We start from the raw sequence: 18,091 nt of genomic DNA, 5'->3' as shown, positions 1-18,091 counted from the left end.
CTACTTCAACATGCCCTTTAGGTAGCCACCGGTATAGGAGCCATCTACTTGCGCAACGTCTTCAGGGGTTCCCTGCGCCACAACGGTACCGCCGCCCGCACCGCCTTCCGGGCCCATATCAACAATCCAGTCCGCTGCCTTGATGACATCAAGGTTATGTTCAATAACAAGCACCGAATTACCCTTGTCCACCAAGCCTTGGATAACCAGCATCAGCTTGCGAATATCCTCAAAGTGCAGTCCAGTAGTCGGCTCATCCAGAATGTAAATCGTCCTACCGTTGGTACGCTTTTGCAGCTCGGAAGCTAGCTTGACGCGCTGCGCCTCGCCGCCGGAAAGCGTAGTAGCAGCTTGGCCAAGGCGTACATAACCCAAGCCGACGTCGACAAGCGTGGCAAGGTAGCGGTGAATGGAGTTGATGGGTTCAAAGAAGTCCGCTGCCTCAGAGATGGGCATGTCTAGAACCTCGGCAATGTTTTTGCCCTTGTAGTGCACCTCCAAGGTTTCGCGGTTATAGCGTGCTCCTTCACACACCTCACACGGCACATAAACATCTGGAAGGAAATTCATCTCGATTTTGATGGTGCCATCGCCCTGGCACGCCTCACAGCGCCCGCCCTTGACATTAAAGGAGAAGCGTCCAGCCTTGTAGCCGCGGACTTTTGCTTCCTGGGTTTCGGCAAAAAGGTTACGGATTTTGTCAAAGACACCCGTGTAGGTCGCCGGGTTAGAACGCGGGGTACGGCCAATCGGACTTTGGTCAACTTGCACCAGCTTATCTAGGTGCTCCACACCTTCGACGCGCTTGGCACGGCCGGGAACCTGGCGGGCGCGGTTAAGTTTATTGGCCAAAGTCTTAGCCAAAATCTCATTGACCACGGTGGATTTACCCGAGCCAGACACACCAGTAATACATACCAGCACTCCCAGCGGGATTTCCACGTTGATACCCTTGAGATTATTCTCCCGAGCACCAACCACCTTTAGGGTGCGGTCCTTATCAATCTCTCGGCGCTGGTCCGGTACGGCGAGCACCTTCTTGCCGGAAAGGTATTGTCCGGTGAGGGACTCTTCTACCTGTTCGATTCCGGATGGTTCGCCTTGGTAGACCACTTCGCCGCCATATTCGCCCGCACGCGGGCCTACATCGACGAGCCAATCTGATTCACGGATGGTGTCCTCATCATGTTCGACCACAATGAGGGTGTTTCCGATATCGCGCAGCCGCTGCAGGGTTTTGATGAGTCGCTGGTTATCACGCTGGTGCAGACCAATGGATGGCTCATCGAGCACGTACAGAACCCCTGCCAAGCCGGAGCCAATCTGAGTAGCCAGACGGATACGTTGCGCCTCACCGCCGGAAAGCGTGGACGCGCCGCGATCGAGCGTGAGGTAATTCAAACCGACGTCCAGGAGGAAACGCAGGCGGGCTTGAGTCTCCTTAAGCACTGCCCCGGCAATGATTTCCTCACGGTGCCCCAGCACCAGGGAGTCTAGGAACTCAGAGGCGTCTTCAATAGAGAGCGCACAAAGCCCGGCAATGGACTGCTCACCGTGAGTCGTAGAGGCCAAGCGGACGGCCAAGATCTCCGGCTTCAGCCGGGTGCCCTTACAGGTGCTACACGGCACGCGGCGGGTATATTGCAGCAGGCGATCCTTTTGGGATTGAGAATCGGTAGTTTCCAGCTTGCGGTGAATAAACCCGGTAGCGCCTTCAAATGGGGCGGTCCAATTACGCTGGCGCCCGTAACGGTTCTTATATCGAACCTGGACTTCCTCATCGGTGCCATAGATCAGCGCGTGGCGCTGTTCCTCGGTTAATTCACTCACCGGAGTTTTGGGGTCAAACCCCATAGCCTTGCCTAAACCCTCTACTAACTTGACAAAGTAGCGCGAATTGGGGCTGGAGTGCCACGGTTGAATGGCATCTACAGCTGGAGCATCTGGATCCGGAATGAGCAGATCAACATCAACTTCCAATTTGGTACCCAGGCCATCACACACCGGGCAGGAGCCAAACGGAGCATTGAAGGAAAAGGCACGGGGCTCGTATTCTTCAATGGTCAACGTGTGGCCATTCGGACAGGCCGCCTTCTCCGAATAGGTATGGGTGAGTTCTTCCCTATCCACGAACTCAATGGTGACTAGACCATCTGCCAAGCGCAGCGCTGTTTCCACCGAATCCGTTAAGCGTTGCTTTTGTGAGGCCTTTACCTGCAGGCGATCAACCACTACCTCAATATTGTGCTTGATCTGCTTCTTCAACTTGGGCGGATCGCTTAGCTGATAGGTCTCCCCGTCCACTCGGACGCGGGAATAGCCCTGAGCGGACAAATCCTGGAAGAAATCAACAAACTCGCCTTTGCGCTTGCGCACCACCGGTGCGAGCACCTGAAACTTCAGTTTCTCTTCCAGCGCCAGCACGGCATCGACGATTTGCTGTGGCGTTTGGCGCTCGATTACGGCATCACACTTTGGGCAGTGTGGCGTTCCGGCACGGGAGAAGAGCAAACGCAGGTAATCATAGATCTCCGTAATCGTGCCCACCGTAGAACGCGGATTATGGTTGGTGGACTTTTGATCGATAGACACTGCGGGTGACAGACCGTCAATAAACTCCACATTAGGCTTGTCCATCTGCCCCAAAAACATGCGGGCATAAGAACTCAAGGATTCTACGTAGCGGCGCTGGCCTTCTGCGAAGATGGTGTCAAAAGCCAGCGAAGATTTACCAGATCCGGAAAGACCAGTAAAAACAACCATTTTATCGCGAGGGATATCGATATCCACGCCCTTGAGGTTGTGCTCGCGGGCACCGCGCACCACCAAACGATCAGCCACTGTGCTCAGACCTCCAGTACTAGGGATTGCAATCTTCCCTCGAATGTACCCGTAGGCTGGGACACATGACTAACGAGCTTCAGTTACATCAGATTTCTGTGTCCGAGATGGACAATAACTGCTACCTTTTGCAGGCGGGCGAAGAAGGCTTGCTTGTCGACGCCGCCGATGACGCCCCCGCACTCCTCGACATGGCCCAGAAGGCCGGCGTTAAAATCACCGCGGTACTAACCACCCACCGCCACTGGGACCACGTACGCGCGCTCAAAGAGGTTCTCTCTGAGACCGGCGCTATCCACTACGCGTCCTTCCTTGATTCTCCGGCTATCCCAGCCGAGGTAGACGTTGAGCTCCGCGAAGGCGACTCCATCAAGTTCGCGGGCCTCGACCTCCCAATCATCATCTTGCGCGGTCATACCCCAGGTGGCGCCGCATTAGTTACAAACATCGATGGCGTTATTAATATTTTCGTGGGCGATTCGCTCTTTCCCGGCGGCTTGGGCAAGACCACTTCCGAAGGTGACTTCGTACGCCTGTATAAGGACGTCACCGCGCGCATCTTTGATGAGTTCCCGGACAATTCGATCGTGCGCCCCGGTCACGGCAAGTCCACTACTCTGGGCGAGGAGCGCCCCAAGCTGGAAGACTGGTGGGAGCGCCGCTGGTGATCCAGTGGCCAATTTCCGCGTACAATGGTCTAGCACACGATAGGTCTAAAACAACGAGCTAAGGAGCTTTAAGGACTATGATTCGCAAGCTTGCCCGCCCCATGCTGGCATCTGTATTTGTATGGGAAGGCGTAGACAACCTGCGCAACGCGTCCGAGCATGTAAAGGAAACCGAAGGTTTCCTCAAGAGCGTGCGCAAGGCCGTTCCTTCTGAGTACCAGGGCTATATTCCCAATGACCCGGAACTGGTTACCCGCGCTATTGGCGGCGCTAAGGTAGGCGCCGGCTCCACCTTGGCTCTGGGCAAGGCACCGCGCACCTCCGCTGCGGTTCTGGCCGCCGCAACTCTGCCCAACTTGATTGCTAAGAACAACTTCTGGGCTGCAGATAACAAGGAAGACAAGGAAACTCGCCGCAACGGCTTCCTTACCAATACCGCTTTGCTCGGTGCCTTGTTTATCGCTACCCAGGACACCGAGGGCAAGCCTTCCCTTCGTTGGCGCGCACAAAAGGCTGGTCAGCGCACGAACAAGAAAATTCAGCAGGCGCTGCCTACCAAGTCTGAGTCCGAGCAGAAGCGCGAAGAGCTCTCCGCCCGTGCCAACGAGGTTTCCACCAAGGCCGGCGACTGGATCAACGAAACCTCTGCAAAGGCACAGGCTTATGTAGATGACAACAAGGATGACTGGCAGTCCACCGGCCGCGGGTTGCTCGATACCGCAAAGTCTTACGTTGACGATGCCAAGACTTATGTTGAAGACAATAAGGACGATTGGCAGGAGTCTGGCCGCGATTTGCTGGGCAACGCAAAGTCCTTCATTGAGGACTCTGTCGATAATGCCAAGACCTATGTTGAAGATAACAAGCGTGACTGGCTTGAGGCCGCACAAGCCAATCGCGACACCGCCCGTACCGGTGCTGTAAAGGCCGCTACCAAGGCTCAGGCACGTGCAGATAAGGCCGTCGCCAAGCTGGATGGTGCGAAGTCCAAGCGCGCAAGCAAGAAGGCTTCCAAGCATGCTGAGAAGCTGCAAAAAGAGGCAAATAAGAAGATTGAGGCAGCAATCAAGAAGCTGGAAAAGCGCTCTAAGTAGCCACAACTTCTGCGGCCGAATAACTCGGCAGTGACACACGGCCCAGCCTTATGCTGGGCCGTTGTTCTTTGTCATGGCAGGGTATAAACTCATCTCTCCCCTTGCCGGACAGCGTGCCCGGCCCATCCCCATCAACGTCCAATTACCAAGGAGTCACGTGAACTCAGCATCCAATAGGCACGCGGCGGCTGCAGGTTCCTCGGAGCGCACAGCCATCGCTACTGAGCAAGATTATGTGGACGGACTATTTTCGCGCCTCGACGATGAGGTGGCGGCAGCCAATAAAAGGCTTAATGAGGTACAGGCGGATGTAGATCCCTCCACGCCGGACGCGGACGCCTTGGTGCGCCGAGAAACCGAATACCACGGGCTGCAGGCAAAACTTGATCGTCTCAATGTGGCCCAAATGGGCCTAGTCTTTGGCCGCATTGATATCGACGCTCCCGGCGATAATCCCACCCCCGAAGGCCTAGACCGCCGCTACATCGGCCGCATGGGACTAGATGCACGCGAAGATGACTATCGCACACTGCTTTTAGACTGGCGTGCCCCCATGGCGCGCCCTTTCTATCTCGCTACCACGGCCCAACCGGAAGGCGTCCACACCCGTCGCCAAATTCGCACCAAGGGACGCACCGTCACCGGAATACACGATGAGGTTCTTTCCGGCCCCAGTGTGCGAGAAGAAGAAGCAGGCGTCGCGAGCGAATCGGCGCTCTACCACGCCATGCAACGGGCACGTACCGGCCACATGGCGTCAATCGTGGAGACCATCCAGCGAGAGCAAGACGAGATTATCCGCGATAACACCCGCGGCGTCATGGTAGTAGAAGGCGGCCCAGGTACGGGTAAGACCGCTGTTGCTCTGCACCGTGTGGCTTACCTGCTCTATACCCACCGCGAACTACTTTCTGCCACGGGTGTCCTCATCGTGGGCCCTAATAGCAGCTTTTTGGACTATATTTCACGGGTGCTGCCAGAACTGGGCGAGACTGGCGTGGTGCTATCAACCATCGGCGGGCTCTTCCCCGGAATCGAACCAGAACACGAGGAAGACCTCGTCGCTCGCGAAATCAAAGGTAGTGCCGCCATGGTGGAGATTCTCTCCACCGCGGTCAAGGACTATCAGCTTCTTCCTGCCGCCCCATGCGAGCTGGCAATTGATGGCCTCAGCTTAAGCGTTACGCCCGGCATGGTGAAAAGAGCCCGCACTCGGGCCCGGCGCTCGCGAAAGCCACACAATGAGGCTCGCGGTGCCTTTATTGAGCACCTCGTAGAAGACCTTGCATTGCAGATGGCTGAAAAGGTCGGGGCGGATCCGCTCGGCGGGAAGAACCTCCTTTCGCGCGCCGATATCGATCAATTCCACGATGACCTTGCAGAAGATACGGCCGTTACTGCATTGATCGATGAGTTCTGGCCCGAGCTCCACCCCACCGACGTGCTTGCTGGCCTATTCTCCTCACCTGAGCGCATTGCCTCTGCTGCCCGCGGGTACGACGATGAAACTCAAGAGGCGCTCTACCGAGAACAAGGGCGAGCATGGACAGATTCGGATGCCGCCCTCCTAGATGAGCTAGCCGTCCTCATCGGCCTGCCCAACCCTGAGGAAAAGAAGGCAGCCGATGATGCTGCGTGGCGCGAACAAGTGGCAGAAGCAGAAGACGCCCTAGATATCTTGTCTTCTTCCGAGTCCACAGATAATGACGATGACATGTTTGAAGCGGAAATTCTTTCTGCCCATGATGTCCTCGACGCCGAGACCTTGGCACACCGTCAGGAGGTACGCGATAAGCGCACCACTGCCCAACGCGCCCGCGAAGACCATACGTGGGCGTATGGTCATATCATCGTGGACGAAGCCCAGGAATTAACTCCCATGGAGTGGCGGATGCTCTTTCGTCGTTGCCCTTCACGGTGGATGACCTTGGTGGGCGATACTTCCCAGACCGGCTCACCGGCGGGTGTTGATGATTGGGGCGAGGCTCTGGAGCCGTTCGTGGCGCAGCGCTTCCGCCACCATTTTCTCACCGTCAACTATCGCACCCCGCAGCCCATCACTGAGCTGGCTAATGGACTATTAGAGATGATTAACCCTGATGCCATCCCGGCTACAGCCATCCGTGATGGCGTGCAGGTGCGCCGACTTGCACAGGGCAGCTACACCCCTGGTGTACACAGGGAGGCAGACGGCAGGCTCACAGCAGTTATTGACGCCGCCACGGCAGAACGCTTTAAAGGCTTAGAGTTTGACCATGTGGTGGTACTCGATCCGCAGAGGATCGTCGATGCCTCCCCGCAGGGTTTGCAGAATCTCTATGTCTGCATCACTCGTGCTACCCAGTCGCTTACCCTCGTCGGTGACTGCGGCGAAGTTCTTTAGGCTCCCGTAAGCTTTAGGCCATGGCCTTATCTGACATTGCGCGCAAAACTGAAAGCTCGCTGAACACCTTTACTTTGAAGCGTTCTCTACGGCGGGGATGGAAGCCCCAGATTGTGGGCTATACCGGGTATGGCACCACCGAGCAAGTAAGGGTTGTTGGCCGCGTACTCATGCACGATCCTGATGAAGGCAAAAAGGATTCCTGGGGTGAACGCGGCTACCAGCAGTTTCTTACTATTCAGGTGGGAAACCACGACATTTCAGTGACTATTGGTGAAAAGACCGTCGCGGGCACAACCAATAGCAACGGGTACGTTGACATCCTCGTTCACGAACATGGGTTAGAACCTGGTTGGCATACGGCAACGATCGAGGCCGCCAACGCGCAAGCCGTGGAAGTCCAGGTGCTCATCGTGGATCCGAGCGCCAAGATTGGCATCATCAGCGATATTGATGACACGGTTTTAGTTACGTGGCTGCCACGTGCGTTGACAGCGGCGTGGAACTCTTGGGCTAAGCGCCCCAGCAAGCGACAGGCCGTTGCTGGAATGGCCGAGTTCTATGCTCAGCTGCAACAGCGATTCCCAAAGGCCCCAGTGTTCTATCTTTCTACGGGAGCATGGAATACTTTTGGCTCGCTGAAAAAATTCCTGTCCCATCATAATTTCCCCGCAGGCCCCATGCTGCTCACGGACTGGGGCCCAACTGAGACGGGCCTTTTCCGCAGCGGACAAGAACATAAGCGGGTTCAGCTACGCAATCTACTCATTGCTTACCCGGACATGCAATGGATCCTGATCGGCGATGACGGACAGCACGATCCATTGACTTACGGCGATGTGGCTAACGAGCACCCGGACCGGATTCACTCCGTGATCATCCGCAATCTAAGCCCGCAGGAGCAGCTGCTCTCGCATGGCTCCCTGAGCCCCCTGGCAGATGCCAATGAAGAGGGCCATTTCACAATCCCACTGATTCAGGGCGCAAACGGCAGTGCCCTTGCCGCAGCCTTCAACGCCGCGCACCCCACGGAGTAAGCAGCGCTTAACGACGAAACCCGCCTTGGCCTCTTTAACAAGACCAAGGCGGGTTCAATCACCACATTTAGCTGACAGTGTGAACGATCATCACGTCGCAGTCCGACTGGCGAGCAACGTCTGCAGGTACGGAGCCCAGCAGGCGGCCGGTCAGGGAGTTGATGCCGCGGTTACCCACGATGAGCAGGTCAGCATCGTTGTCATTGACGATGGACATCAGGGCCTGCACCGGAGTACCAGGGCGAACAGCGGTTTCGACCTTAGAAGCACCGAACTTCTCGGCGTGAGCCTTGGCGTCCTTCAGGTTAGCCTCGGCCTTCTCATCGCCCAAAATGGTAACGGAATCCTGGCGCAGGGTCTTGGAAGCCTGCTCCTGGTTCTCGTAGTAAGCACAACCGATGATCAGATTGGAATCGAATGCGGCGGCAATCTTTGCTGCTCGCTCTACAGCGAGGAGGGAAGACTTAGAACCGTCAGTACCGACAACGATCGAGTTGTAGTCGCTCATGATGACCTTTCTTTGTGGGAATGTACCCGGTGTGTTTATTTAGCCTACAGGGGCATTACTGCCAGTGTAACAACGAGAAACGATTAACGTTCCTCGGTGGTATTAACTACGACGACGTCTACCGTTGACTTGTGGGTTAGTTCCGTTGGCACAGAACCGAAGACTCGACCACGGACGGAATTCACGCCGCGGTTGCCCACAACGAACAGGTCCACATCATAGTCCTGGCCTACTTCTAACAAGGCTTTTACTGGGTCTCCAGATTTTCCTACGATTTCAATGTGCTCCGCACCTTCCGATTCGGCGATACGGGTGGCATTGGTCAAATAGGTCCCAGCCATGTCCTCACTTACAACGGGCAGACCGGCTTCGTCGCCCCTCGGAGCGCCAAGCATGGATCCAGCGTGGTTATAAAAGGCTGAGATAATAATCAGCTTGGCGTCGTACGCCCGTGCCATGGACGCCGCTGCGCGAACCGCGCGCAGGGAGGTTTCAGAGCCATCGGTGCCGACGGCAATGTTTTTATAGGTAAGCATCATTCTCCTTGCAGTTGAACCATTTCACAGTGACAACTAAACGGCGCTTCTGGCACCTATTCAGTATAACTAGCGCAGCCGTTTAGAGAAGCACCCGCAGAATCAATCAGCACACTTTTAGGGGGAGAAAACTAAATCCCCGCTTCTTTCAAGCCGCGCAACTCCTTCTTCAAATCGGCAATCTCATCGCGTAGGCGGCCGGCCAGCTCGAATTTGAGCTCACGCGCGGCTGCACCCATTTGGGCCGAGAGGTCGTCGATAAGCGCCTGCACCTCATCGGTAGCCATACTAGAAATATCCCGCTTTTCCACCATGGCGGAAGGATCGGAATTAGCCTCCTCGTCTCCGCCGTCTTCATAGACCTGGTCAAGGATATCCGCGATCTTTTTACGCAACGGCTGCGGATCAATGCCATGTTCCCGGTTATAGGCAATCTGCTTCTCACGGCGCCGTTCCGTCTCCTCAATTGCCTCTTGCATAGAGTCGGTGATTTTATCGGCATACATGATGACCTCGCCAGACACGTTACGGGCAGCACGGCCAATGGTCTGAATGAGCGAAGTTGTAGAGCGCAGGAAGCCTTCTTTGTCCGCATCCAAAATGGCAACGAGCGAGACCTCAGGAAGGTCAAGGCCCTCGCGCAGAAGGTTAATGCCCACGAGAACATCGAATTCTCCCAAGCGCAATTGCCGCAATAATTCGACGCGCTGCAAGGTATCGATATCCGAGTGCAGGTAGCGCACCTTTATCCCCTGCTCCAACAGATAGTCAGTAAGGTCCTCTGCCATACGCTTAGTCAGCGTGGTCACCAACACACGCTCTTGCTTCGATATGCGAGTGCGCACCTCATCAATGAGGTCATCAATCTGCCCTTTGGTGGGCTTGACAGTAACCTTCGGATCCACCAGACCAGTCGGGCGAATTACCTGCTCTACGTATTCGCCATCCGAGGACGTAAGCTCGAAATCGCCTGGGGTGGCGGACATGTATACGGTTTGTCCGACCCGCTGTTCAAACTCATCAAAGGTCAACGGGCGGTTATCCACTGCGGACGGCAAACGGAAACCGAATTCGACCAAGTTGCGCTTGCGCGACATATCGCCCTCGAACATGCCGCCAATCTGTGGAACTGTAACGTGTGACTCATCGATGATGGTGAGAAAATCCTCTGGGAAGTAATCGAGTAGCGTAGCCGGCGCTGAGCCAGCCGGACGACCATCGACGTGACGGGAGTAGTTCTCGATACCGGAGCAGAAACCTACCTGCTCGATCATCTCCAGATCGTATTCGGTGCGCATGCGCAGACGTTGCGCTTCAAGCAGCTTGCCGCGGTTTTCTAGATCCTCCAAGCGCTCAGCCAATTCCTCTTTAATCGCGGCCACGGCCTTTTCCATGCGTTCGGGCCCGGCCACGTAGTGCGTGGCCGGGAAGATGCGAACCTCATCTACTTCCTCTATGACATCGCCAGTCACGGGGTGAATGTAATACAGGGAATCGATATCGTCGCCGAAGAATTCAATGCGCACCGCACGTTCCTCGTAGGCCGGAATGATATCTACCGTATCGCCCTTGGCGCGGAAGGTGCCGCGGGTAAACCCCACGTCATTGCGTTCATATTGGATATCCACCAGCAGTCGCAGGAACCGATCGCGGTCCAGCTCCTCATCAACAGAAATGATTACCGAGCGATCCAGGTAAGACTGTGGAGTGCCCAAGCCATAAATGCAGGACACGGAAGAGACTACGACCACGTCCCTGCGAGACAATAGTGCCGACGTAGCCGAGTGGCGCAGGCGCTCTACGTCCTCATTGATGGAGGAATCCTTTTCAATATAGGTATCGGTCTGCGCAATATATGCTTCTGGCTGGTAGTAGTCGTAATAAGAAACGAAGTACTCTACTGCGTTATGCGGCAAGAGCTGGCGCAGCTCGTTCGCTAGCTGCGCAGCCAGGGTTTTATTGGGCGCCATCACCAACGTGGGCCGCTGCTGCTTTTCGATGAGCCACGCGGCGGTGGCAGATTTACCGGTACCGGTAGCACCCATCAGCACAACATCGCGCTCATCACGGTTGAGTCTGTCATTGAGCTCTGCGATGGCGGAGGGCTGGTCACCAGCCGGTTCATATTCAGAAACGACCTGAAACTCGCCCGGGGTGCGCTCGACCTCGCTGACAACGCGGTGCTCGGAATTTGGAATAAGGGGATGTTCAGCAGCAAAAGCCATACCCACTACTCTACTGTTTAGGTGGCGCGCCTAGCTACGTTCAGGGCAAGGAGTTCTGCGCGGTGCGAAGCCATTCTTCCAACTCGCCAGTGGTCTCCCACAGCGCATAAACGGAAGACGTCTCGGGCCGCATCGCACTATTGATGCGGCGGCGCAGCCAAGCCTTTGACTGCGGCGTGTACAGGGGCGCGAGATCCTCGCGCTCGATGCCTTCCGGCAGTGCATCAGCCTTTAATTTCAACAAGGCGCCGAGTGCAATCATAGTTTCTGCGTCATCCGAGTCGATAGGCTCTGTGGAACATGATTGCTGAAAGCTTTTGAGATCGAAGGAACCATCCCGCAAGCTTGCGAGTAGTTCTCGCGCCGCGTGATTATCAAAAGGCCCAGTATCCCACGTTCCCACGGCGGGTAGCTTAAGCTGCCCAGGTTAACAAGACTTCGAAATGGCGTAAACTTTAGCTACCCAATGGTTAAACCTTCGGCGACTCCGCTTCAATGCGGTCCAGGACCTCAGTCGTTCGCACACGTAGCTGGTCAAGCGTGCCGTTATTATCAATGACGTGCGTGGCCGCGGCAAGCCGCACCTCATCCGGTACCTGTGCCGCAATGCGACGGCGCGCATCTTCCTCTTCTATCCCTCGAAAAGCCACCAGCCGACGAACGCGCTCTTCAGGATCCACATCGACCACAATGACGTAGTCCATGTCTTTGTCCAGGCCATTATCCACCAACAGCGGCATATCATAAACGGCGAAGTCACAGCCATCTCCACGCGCCGTCTCAAATTGCCGCTGTGTCTCCTCTTGGATGCGTGGATGGGTAATAGAGTTCAGCAACTCAGTGTGCTCTTTGTCCGCAAAGACCCGGCGTGCCAATTCCTTGCGGTTAAGGCTGCCATCCGACAGCAGGATTTCCTCTCCGAAAGCTGCGGCCAACTCGGATAAAGCAGGCTTCCCAGGCTTCACAACGTCGCGTGCAATGCCATCGGCGTCGACCACTCGCCACCCGCGTTCACGGCACAAGGATGCAACTGTTGACTTACCGCTGCCAATGCCACCTGTAAGGCCAATGAGTTTCATGGTCGCCACCCTACGCGAAAAGGAGCCCCACCATACGCGATGGTGGGGCTCTTCATTGCAATTCAGGAGAAAGCGTCTCTTTTACTCTGCGTCCTCCGCCTTTGGAGAAATGTGCAGCAACACATCGCTCGAGGAAACCTGGCCAGGCTCGCCGGTGACAGTTCCAAACTTGGTGGCGTTAGTAACTACCACAGGGGTAATCAGGTTATAGCCTTTGGAGCGGATAAATTCCGGGTCAAAGGAAATCAATTTATCGCCTGCGGAAACGCGTTGCTTCTTTTCCACATGGACTTCAAAACCTTCGCCTCCCAGCTCCACGGTGTCGAGACCTACGTGAATGAGTAGCTGTACGCCGTTGTCCAAGCTCAGTCCTACCGCATGGCCAGACTTTTGAACGGTGAGCACCTTGCCGTCGGCAGGCGCAAAGACCGCATTGCCCGCCGGCTGGACCGCCATACCCGGGCCCAGCTTTGCCGCGGCGAAAATGGGATCCGGAACTTCCGATAGAGCGACCGACTCGCCCTCGAGGGGAGATTCCAGCGCAATAGCATCTTTCCCAGCCTGCTTAGTGGCCACGCCGGCAGCAGCAGCGCCTGCGGAGCTGGCGGGAACGGCGCCGCCCTCGATCGCGGAGTCTGTACCATTGCCCTTAAGGAACTTCATCTCTGCGCGAGCAGCTGCATCGTCAACAGTCTCGCCTTGTTCGCGCGCAATGCGCTCCAAGTCAGCTTGCTTTTCTTCTGCCGTGCGGTAGCCGAAGAACAAGGTGAGCAAGAAAGAAGTAAGGAATGCAGTCGTAATACCAAGGACATAGCCCAAATGCGGGGTCATGGCACTGGTGGTCAACGCCGAGGTAAAGACGAAGGCTTCTGCACGGACGTCGAAAAGACCGATGATTGCGCCACCCAAGGCACAACCTGGCAGCAACCGATAGTAGCTGCGGCGGAAGCGCAACAAGATGCCGTACAGGGAAGGTTCCGACACGCCACCTAGGATGCCCGCTGCAAACGCACCGATGGAAACCTGGCGCATAGCATTGTTCTTCTCCTTGAAGGAGATGACCATGACCGCGCCGACGACGCCGAAACAGGCGAAGTTCCATGCGCCCATCGGTCCTTGAATGAAGTCGTAGCCGTAGGTGGCGATGTTCTGGATCATGATGACGTTCAGCGGCCAGTGCAAGCCCATGGGAACGAGGAACGGGTAAAGCAGCGGAACAACTATAGCCAAGATGAATGGAGAGAAATCATTGATTTGATAAAGGACCCAGGAAATGCCGTTGCCCACGCCAATGCCGAACGGGCCAAGGAGGAAGGCCGTTGCCGGAATCATAATTAGCAGGGAGAAAAATGGTACGAAAACCATTTGTACCGCACTTGGGATAATCTTCTTCAGTCCCTTTTCCACCCAGTACAGGCCGATTGCAGCCAGAATCGGGGGAAATACCTGGGAGCCATAGGAGTTAATAACCAACGGCAGGCCAAAGACATTAGCGGTATCTCCTGCTTCGCCCAGGGACAAAAATTCCGGGGTAAGAAGTGCCGCTGGGATAGCGGCGGAGACCCACATGTTTGCACCCAGCTTCTGAGCCGCGGTCGCACCCACCATTACCGGGAGGAAGTAAAAGACCGACTGGAACATGGCGTGAGCCAAACGGAAGCCTTCCGGCTGCTCATCCAGCGGCGCGCGGAAGTCCTGAATACCAAAGGTGTCCGCCAAGATCAGCAGCATGATGATGAGCGAGGCGCCCAACAGTGCCCAGAGAACTGGGCGGAAGGTATCAGAAAGAAACTCGAAGCAGTAATCTACCCAGTCGTACTTGCCACGAACGCCGTCGTACTCCTTCTTGGAGGACGCCGTTTTCTCACCGGAAGCGTGTACACCGGGCTGCTTGATGATTTCGTTGTAGTAGTCAGCAACGCCGCCACCCATGACTACTTGGTAGCCGTGGGCGCCTTGTGGCACGGTGCCTAGCACCGCTGGGTCGCTGTCGAGCTTTTCTTTATCAACTTTCCCCGCATCAGCAAGTTGGAAACGCAAGCGCGTCGCACAGTGCGTCAGCGACGTAATATTGTCAGCGCCGCCGATACTTTCAACGATGTGGGCGGAAGTGTCCTTGGTAGATGCCACTTCTTACTCCTCAGTTCAAATACCACTTATAACCAGTGCAGCACTGGCTATAACGTCATAGTTGAGTATAAGAGGATTCCCACATGAACAAAAGCCCGTTTTGTGGGCTTGCCAGGAGATTTTTGCCTCCCCCTTCTTAACTGCGCTGGTCAGCCACTTAAAAACCTCAAATGGCTCAGCAAACGTTTGCAGGGCCTGTCTCAAAGATCACAAAAGCCGCGCCCACCCCGTCTATATGACGAAGTGAACGCGGCCTTGAAGCTGAGCTCTAAACTCAGCAGGGAACTAAGCGGAAGCTTTAGTTGCCAGCGAGTTTGTCGCGCAGTGCGGCGAGCTGCTCGTCGGAAGCCAGGGAGCCGCCAACCTCTGCCTGAGTCTCGGATGCCGGAGCTGCATCAGAGGAATCAGAGGAGTAGTTGGAGGACTCTGCAGACTCAGCAGCCTCAGCGGCTGCGGCGCGGTTGCGCTCGATCTGAGCAGTGTGCAGGTTGAAGCGACGCTCGGACTCTGCGTAACGTGCCTCCCAAGCCTGACGCTGCTCGTCGAAGCCTTCCTTCCACTCGTTGGTCTCAGGGTCGAAGCCCTCAGGGAAGACATAGTTGCCCTGCTCATCATAGGAGTCAGCCATGCCGTACTTGGACGGATCGAACTCTTCGGTGTAGTCCTCGTCTGCCTGCTTAACAGACAGGGAGATACGACGACGCTCGAGGTCGATGTCGATGACCTTGACCATGACTTCCTGGCCAACGGTGACAACCTGGTCCGGAACCTCAACGTGGCGCTGAGCCAGCTCGGAAATGTGAACCAGACCCTCGATGCCCTCCTCGACGCGAACAAAGGCGCCGAATGGAACGAGCTTGGTGACCTTGCCCGGAACGATCTGGCCCACAGCGTGGGTGCGGGCGAATACGCGCCACGGATCTTCCTGGGTAGCCTTCAGGGACAGGGAAACGCGCTCACGATCCAGATCAACGTCGAGAACCTCAACGGTTACCTCGTCACCAACGGTGACAACCTCAGATGGGTGATCGATGTGCTTCCAGGACAACTCGGAAACGTGAACCAGGCCGTCGACTCCGCCGAGATCGACGAAGGCACCGAAGTTGACGATGGAAGAAACAACGCCCTTGCGGACCTGACCCTTCTGCAGCTGGTGCAGGAACTCGGAACGAACCTCGGACTGGGTCTGCTCCAGGTATGCACGGCGGGACAGGACAACGTTGTTGCGCTGCTTGTCCAGCTCGATGATCTTTGCTTCCAGCTCCTGGCCGATGTACGGCTCCAGGTCGCGGACGCGACGCATCTCAACCAGAGATGCAGGCAGGAAGCCACGCAGGCCGATGTCCAGAATGAGGCCGCCCTTGACAACCTCGATAACGGTACCGGTGACAGGCTCTTCCTTGGCCTGCAGCTCCTCGATGGCGCCCCAAGCGCGCTCGTACTGCGCACGCTTCTTGGACAGGATCAAGCGACCTTCCTTGTCCTCCTTGGTGAGAACAAGTGCGTCAACCTCATCGCCGACCTCGACAACCTCATCTGGGTTGACGTCGTGCTTGATGGACAGCTCGCGAGAAGGGATAACGCCTTCGGTCTTGTATCCAATGTCCAGCAGTACCTCGTCGTGGTCAACCTTGACGACGGTACCCTCGACAATGTCACCATCGTTGAAGTACTTGATGGTGGCATCTACAGCTGCGAGGAAGTCCTCTGCGGTTCCGATATCGTTGATCGCAACCTGCGGGGTGTTAGAAGATGGCATATTAAGAAATGCTCCGAATAAATGTAGGAAATCGAAATTGGACAACTGCGCGTCTCTCGAAAAAAGCTTGCTAAGCTGCCCAAAGCAGCAAAAGAAAAGTATTCGATCCCGCCTCGTGATTGCTTAAAGCCTTCCTACAACGGCTTAGAACAACCCGTGGCATAGACACGCCCGTTCAACCCTACATCTGTCCAGCTTAAAGGGCAAATACAAGACGCAACTTTTTCTCCAAGGAGTTCTTCCCCCACTGTGATTTCCCCATCACAAGCAAATCAGGCCTACTGGGATGGCGACGCCGCTACCTACCATGCCGAGCACCCCGACTATCTTTCTTCCTTCTATTGGTGCCCAGAGATGCTCCATGAGGACCAAGTGCACCTGCTTGGCGACCTCTCGGATTCTTCCGTCCTGGAAATTGGCTGCGGGTCCGCACCGTGCACCGAGTGGCTCCAAACGCGTTCCCGCTTTGCCACTGGCTTCGATATCTCTCGCGGCATGCTCAACCACGCTGCTGGTGCACTTCCTTTGACGCAAGCCGATGCGCTGTCGCTCCCCTATGCCACAGAATCCTTCGACGCTGCTTTCTCTGCGTTCGGCGCTTTTCCCTTCCTCGCTAATCTCGACCTAGCTCTACAGGAGGTCTCCCGGGTCCTTAAACCAGGCGGTCGTTTTGTCCTCTCAGTCACCCATCCCATGCGCTGGATCTTCCCCGATGATCCTACCGATTTAACGGCTGATATTAGCTACTTCGACCGCGCCTATCTGGAGCAAGACCGCGATGGCAACCTCACGTATGCTGAGTTCCATCGCACCATCGCCGACTGGTTCCAGGCCTTGCAGGGCAAAGGCCCGTTCCTTATCGAGGACATCATTGAACCCGAGTGGCCGCAAGACCTTAGGATCACCTGGGGCCAATGGTCTCCGGAGCGCGGCGAAATCTTTCCCGGCACGATTATTTTCGTCTGCCGCAATTCCCGCTAACCTATGAGCATGGTTTTGGACCGGATTGGCTTATTGATACGACGTGGCATTGCCTGGTGGATTGACAGTTTCCTAGCCGCTGCCATCGTCATGGTGGTGCGGTGGGTAGTGAATGCGGCAGCCGACCATCCGCTTACTGGAGAGACCTTAGAACTCTATAATGCCATTGCCGCCGCCGTGGTCTTTTACGTCTATCGAGTATGGGTGGAAGCCACGAAATCCACCTCGCTAGGTAAGTGGTCCCTCCAGCTAGAAATCATTGCCACCCACCCAGGATTTTTCACCGCTTGCCTGCGAAACTCCTGGCTATTGCTGACACTGCTTACGTTGACAGGCTGGCCCGGAGTAATGCCGCTACTTTTAGCAATTCTCAGCATAAGCATGCTCGCTTTTGGTCAAACCCCTTTCGACATGCTCGCCAATTGCCTAGTGGAGCGCCGACCTCAGATAGACACGCCTTCTTTTCGTGGCCAGAGGTAATAAGCAAGTGCGAAAATAACCAACGCAGCAAACATCCACTCGGATGGAAAGAGGAACGCAAGCGCCGTGGATACGACCATCACCCCAACGGCCGTCAATCGCCTGACCTTAGGGTTTGGCGCCACGCGCGCCATGATCATGGCCATCGAAAAGTAAGACCCGGCAAAAACCACGTACGAAATTCCATAGGCCTTATGCTCTTCAAGGAATTTGTCGAGCCCGAGTTCATTAATATCGGCTGCAAGGAAATTCACTTGCATGGCCCACAGACTTTCAAAAAAGCGGAGATTCCATCTATTTACTTTCTCTTCCAGAGTCACTGCGCAGTATTCCCTTCTTAGTTTCGCCATATGCACGCATAACTTTTTCC

15 protein-coding genes are annotated in these 18,091 nt (G+C 55.7%); 6 read left to right on the top strand and 9 right to left on the bottom strand.

The window, feature by feature from the left end:
• On the bottom strand, window positions 1-2,841 hold the full coding sequence (gene uvrA / locus WMQ00_RS07290) for an excinuclease ABC subunit UvrA (protein WP_316331079.1): 2,841 nt from the start codon (window positions 2,839-2,841) through the stop codon (window positions 1-3).
• A 65-nt stretch (window positions 2,842-2,906) separates the two neighbouring features.
• On the opposite strand from uvrA, the gene WMQ00_RS07285 reads away from it, so the two are divergent.
• The 4 genes from WMQ00_RS07285 (at window position 2,907) to WMQ00_RS07270 (ending at window position 8,023) form a co-directional block, all read left to right on the top strand.
• A complete protein-coding gene (locus WMQ00_RS07285) occupies window positions 2,907-3,509 on the top strand; it encodes an MBL fold metallo-hydrolase (protein WP_316331080.1) in 603 nt (200 codons plus the stop codon).
• Window positions 3,510-3,586: 77 nt separating this feature from the next.
• A complete protein-coding gene (locus WMQ00_RS07280; protein WP_200287573.1) occupies window positions 3,587-4,603 on the top strand; it encodes a DoxX family protein in 1,017 nt (338 codons plus the stop codon).
• A 157-nt stretch (window positions 4,604-4,760) separates the two neighbouring features.
• On the top strand, window positions 4,761-6,986 hold the full coding sequence (locus WMQ00_RS07275) for a HelD family protein (RefSeq protein WP_340440829.1): 2,226 nt from the start codon (window positions 4,761-4,763) through the stop codon (window positions 6,984-6,986).
• A gap of 20 nt (window positions 6,987-7,006) precedes the next feature.
• The gene (locus tag WMQ00_RS07270; protein WP_023021648.1) at window positions 7,007-8,023 is read left to right on the top strand and encodes an App1 family protein; all 1,017 of its coding nucleotides are present in this window, start codon (window positions 7,007-7,009) and stop codon (window positions 8,021-8,023) included.
• A gap of 67 nt (window positions 8,024-8,090) precedes the next feature.
• Here WMQ00_RS07270 and WMQ00_RS07265 read toward each other — a convergent pair whose 3' ends face one another.
• The 7 genes from WMQ00_RS07265 to rpsA all read right to left on the bottom strand — a co-directional run bounded on the left by WMQ00_RS07265 (window position 8,091) and on the right by rpsA (window position 16,260).
• Window positions 8,091-8,531: a universal stress protein gene (locus WMQ00_RS07265; protein ID WP_005323273.1), complete on the bottom strand. Its 441-nt coding sequence runs from the start codon at window positions 8,529-8,531 to the stop codon at window positions 8,091-8,093.
• Window positions 8,532-8,614: 83 nt separating this feature from the next.
• Window positions 8,615-9,067, bottom strand: coding sequence for a universal stress protein (locus WMQ00_RS07260; RefSeq protein ID WP_023021649.1), 453 nt, complete (start codon window positions 9,065-9,067; stop codon window positions 8,615-8,617).
• A gap of 131 nt (window positions 9,068-9,198) precedes the next feature.
• On the bottom strand, window positions 9,199-11,292 hold the full coding sequence (gene uvrB / locus WMQ00_RS07255) for an excinuclease ABC subunit UvrB (RefSeq protein WP_200287577.1): 2,094 nt from the start codon (window positions 11,290-11,292) through the stop codon (window positions 9,199-9,201).
• Window positions 11,293-11,332: 40 nt separating this feature from the next.
• Entirely contained in the window at window positions 11,333-11,695 is a 363-nt protein-coding gene (locus WMQ00_RS07250; protein WP_051138343.1) for a DUF4259 domain-containing protein, read from the bottom strand.
• Between the two features lie 67 nt (window positions 11,696-11,762).
• A complete protein-coding gene (coaE, locus tag WMQ00_RS07245; protein WP_340440828.1) occupies window positions 11,763-12,371 on the bottom strand; it encodes a dephospho-CoA kinase in 609 nt (202 codons plus the stop codon).
• A gap of 81 nt (window positions 12,372-12,452) precedes the next feature.
• Complete coding sequence (locus WMQ00_RS07240) at window positions 12,453-14,501, bottom strand: glucose PTS transporter subunit IIA (protein ID WP_316331083.1); 2,049 nt, start codon at window positions 14,499-14,501, stop codon at window positions 12,453-12,455.
• A 298-nt stretch (window positions 14,502-14,799) separates the two neighbouring features.
• A complete protein-coding gene (rpsA, locus tag WMQ00_RS07235) occupies window positions 14,800-16,260 on the bottom strand; it encodes a 30S ribosomal protein S1 (protein WP_023021654.1) in 1,461 nt (486 codons plus the stop codon).
• A gap of 249 nt (window positions 16,261-16,509) precedes the next feature.
• Between rpsA and WMQ00_RS07230 the strand changes: the two genes are divergently transcribed.
• Both WMQ00_RS07230 and WMQ00_RS07225 read left to right on the top strand, forming a co-directional pair.
• A complete protein-coding gene (locus WMQ00_RS07230; RefSeq protein ID WP_340440827.1) occupies window positions 16,510-17,241 on the top strand; it encodes a class I SAM-dependent methyltransferase in 732 nt (243 codons plus the stop codon).
• 9 nt (window positions 17,242-17,250) lie between these two features.
• Window positions 17,251-17,721, top strand: coding sequence for an RDD family protein (locus tag WMQ00_RS07225; RefSeq protein WP_316331085.1), 471 nt, complete (start codon window positions 17,251-17,253; stop codon window positions 17,719-17,721).
• Here the strand turns inward: WMQ00_RS07225 and WMQ00_RS07220 are convergent.
• Window positions 17,685-18,041, bottom strand: a complete 357-nt coding sequence (locus tag WMQ00_RS07220) for a hypothetical protein (protein WP_316331086.1) — start codon at window positions 18,039-18,041, stop codon at window positions 17,685-17,687. The genes WMQ00_RS07225 and WMQ00_RS07220 overlap by 37 nt on opposite strands.
• Window positions 18,042-18,091: the final 50 nt, after the last annotated feature.

This window comes from Corynebacterium sp. KPL2825 (assembly GCF_037908445.1).
In the GTDB taxonomy this organism is placed as follows: domain Bacteria; phylum Actinomycetota; class Actinomycetes; order Mycobacteriales; family Mycobacteriaceae; genus Corynebacterium; species Corynebacterium kefirresidentii.
The sequence above is the reverse complement of the archived record's forward strand: the minus strand, read 5'-3'. Positions and strand labels throughout refer to the sequence as shown.

Coding starts and splice junctions, on each gene's coding strand:
- WMQ00_RS07285 (WP_316331080.1), top strand. CDS start 2,907: ATGACTAACGAGCTTCAGTTACATCAGATTTCTGTGTCCGAGATGGAC.
- WMQ00_RS07280 (WP_200287573.1), top strand. CDS start 3,587: ATGATTCGCAAGCTTGCCCGCCCCATGCTGGCATCTGTATTTGTATGG.
- WMQ00_RS07270 (WP_023021648.1), top strand. CDS start 7,007: ATGGCCTTATCTGACATTGCGCGCAAAACTGAAAGCTCGCTGAACACC.
- WMQ00_RS07265 (WP_005323273.1), bottom strand. CDS start 8,531: ATGAGCGACTACAACTCGATCGTTGTCGGTACTGACGGTTCTAAGTCT.
- WMQ00_RS07260 (WP_023021649.1), bottom strand. CDS start 9,067: ATGCTTACCTATAAAAACATTGCCGTCGGCACCGATGGCTCTGAAACC.
- uvrB (WP_200287577.1), bottom strand. CDS start 11,292: ATGGCTTTTGCTGCTGAACATCCCCTTATTCCAAATTCCGAGCACCGC.
- coaE (WP_340440828.1), bottom strand. CDS start 12,371: ATGAAACTCATTGGCCTTACAGGTGGCATTGGCAGCGGTAAGTCAACA.
- rpsA (WP_023021654.1), bottom strand. CDS start 16,260: ATGCCATCTTCTAACACCCCGCAGGTTGCGATCAACGATATCGGAACC.
- WMQ00_RS07225 (WP_316331085.1), top strand. CDS start 17,251: ATGGTTTTGGACCGGATTGGCTTATTGATACGACGTGGCATTGCCTGG.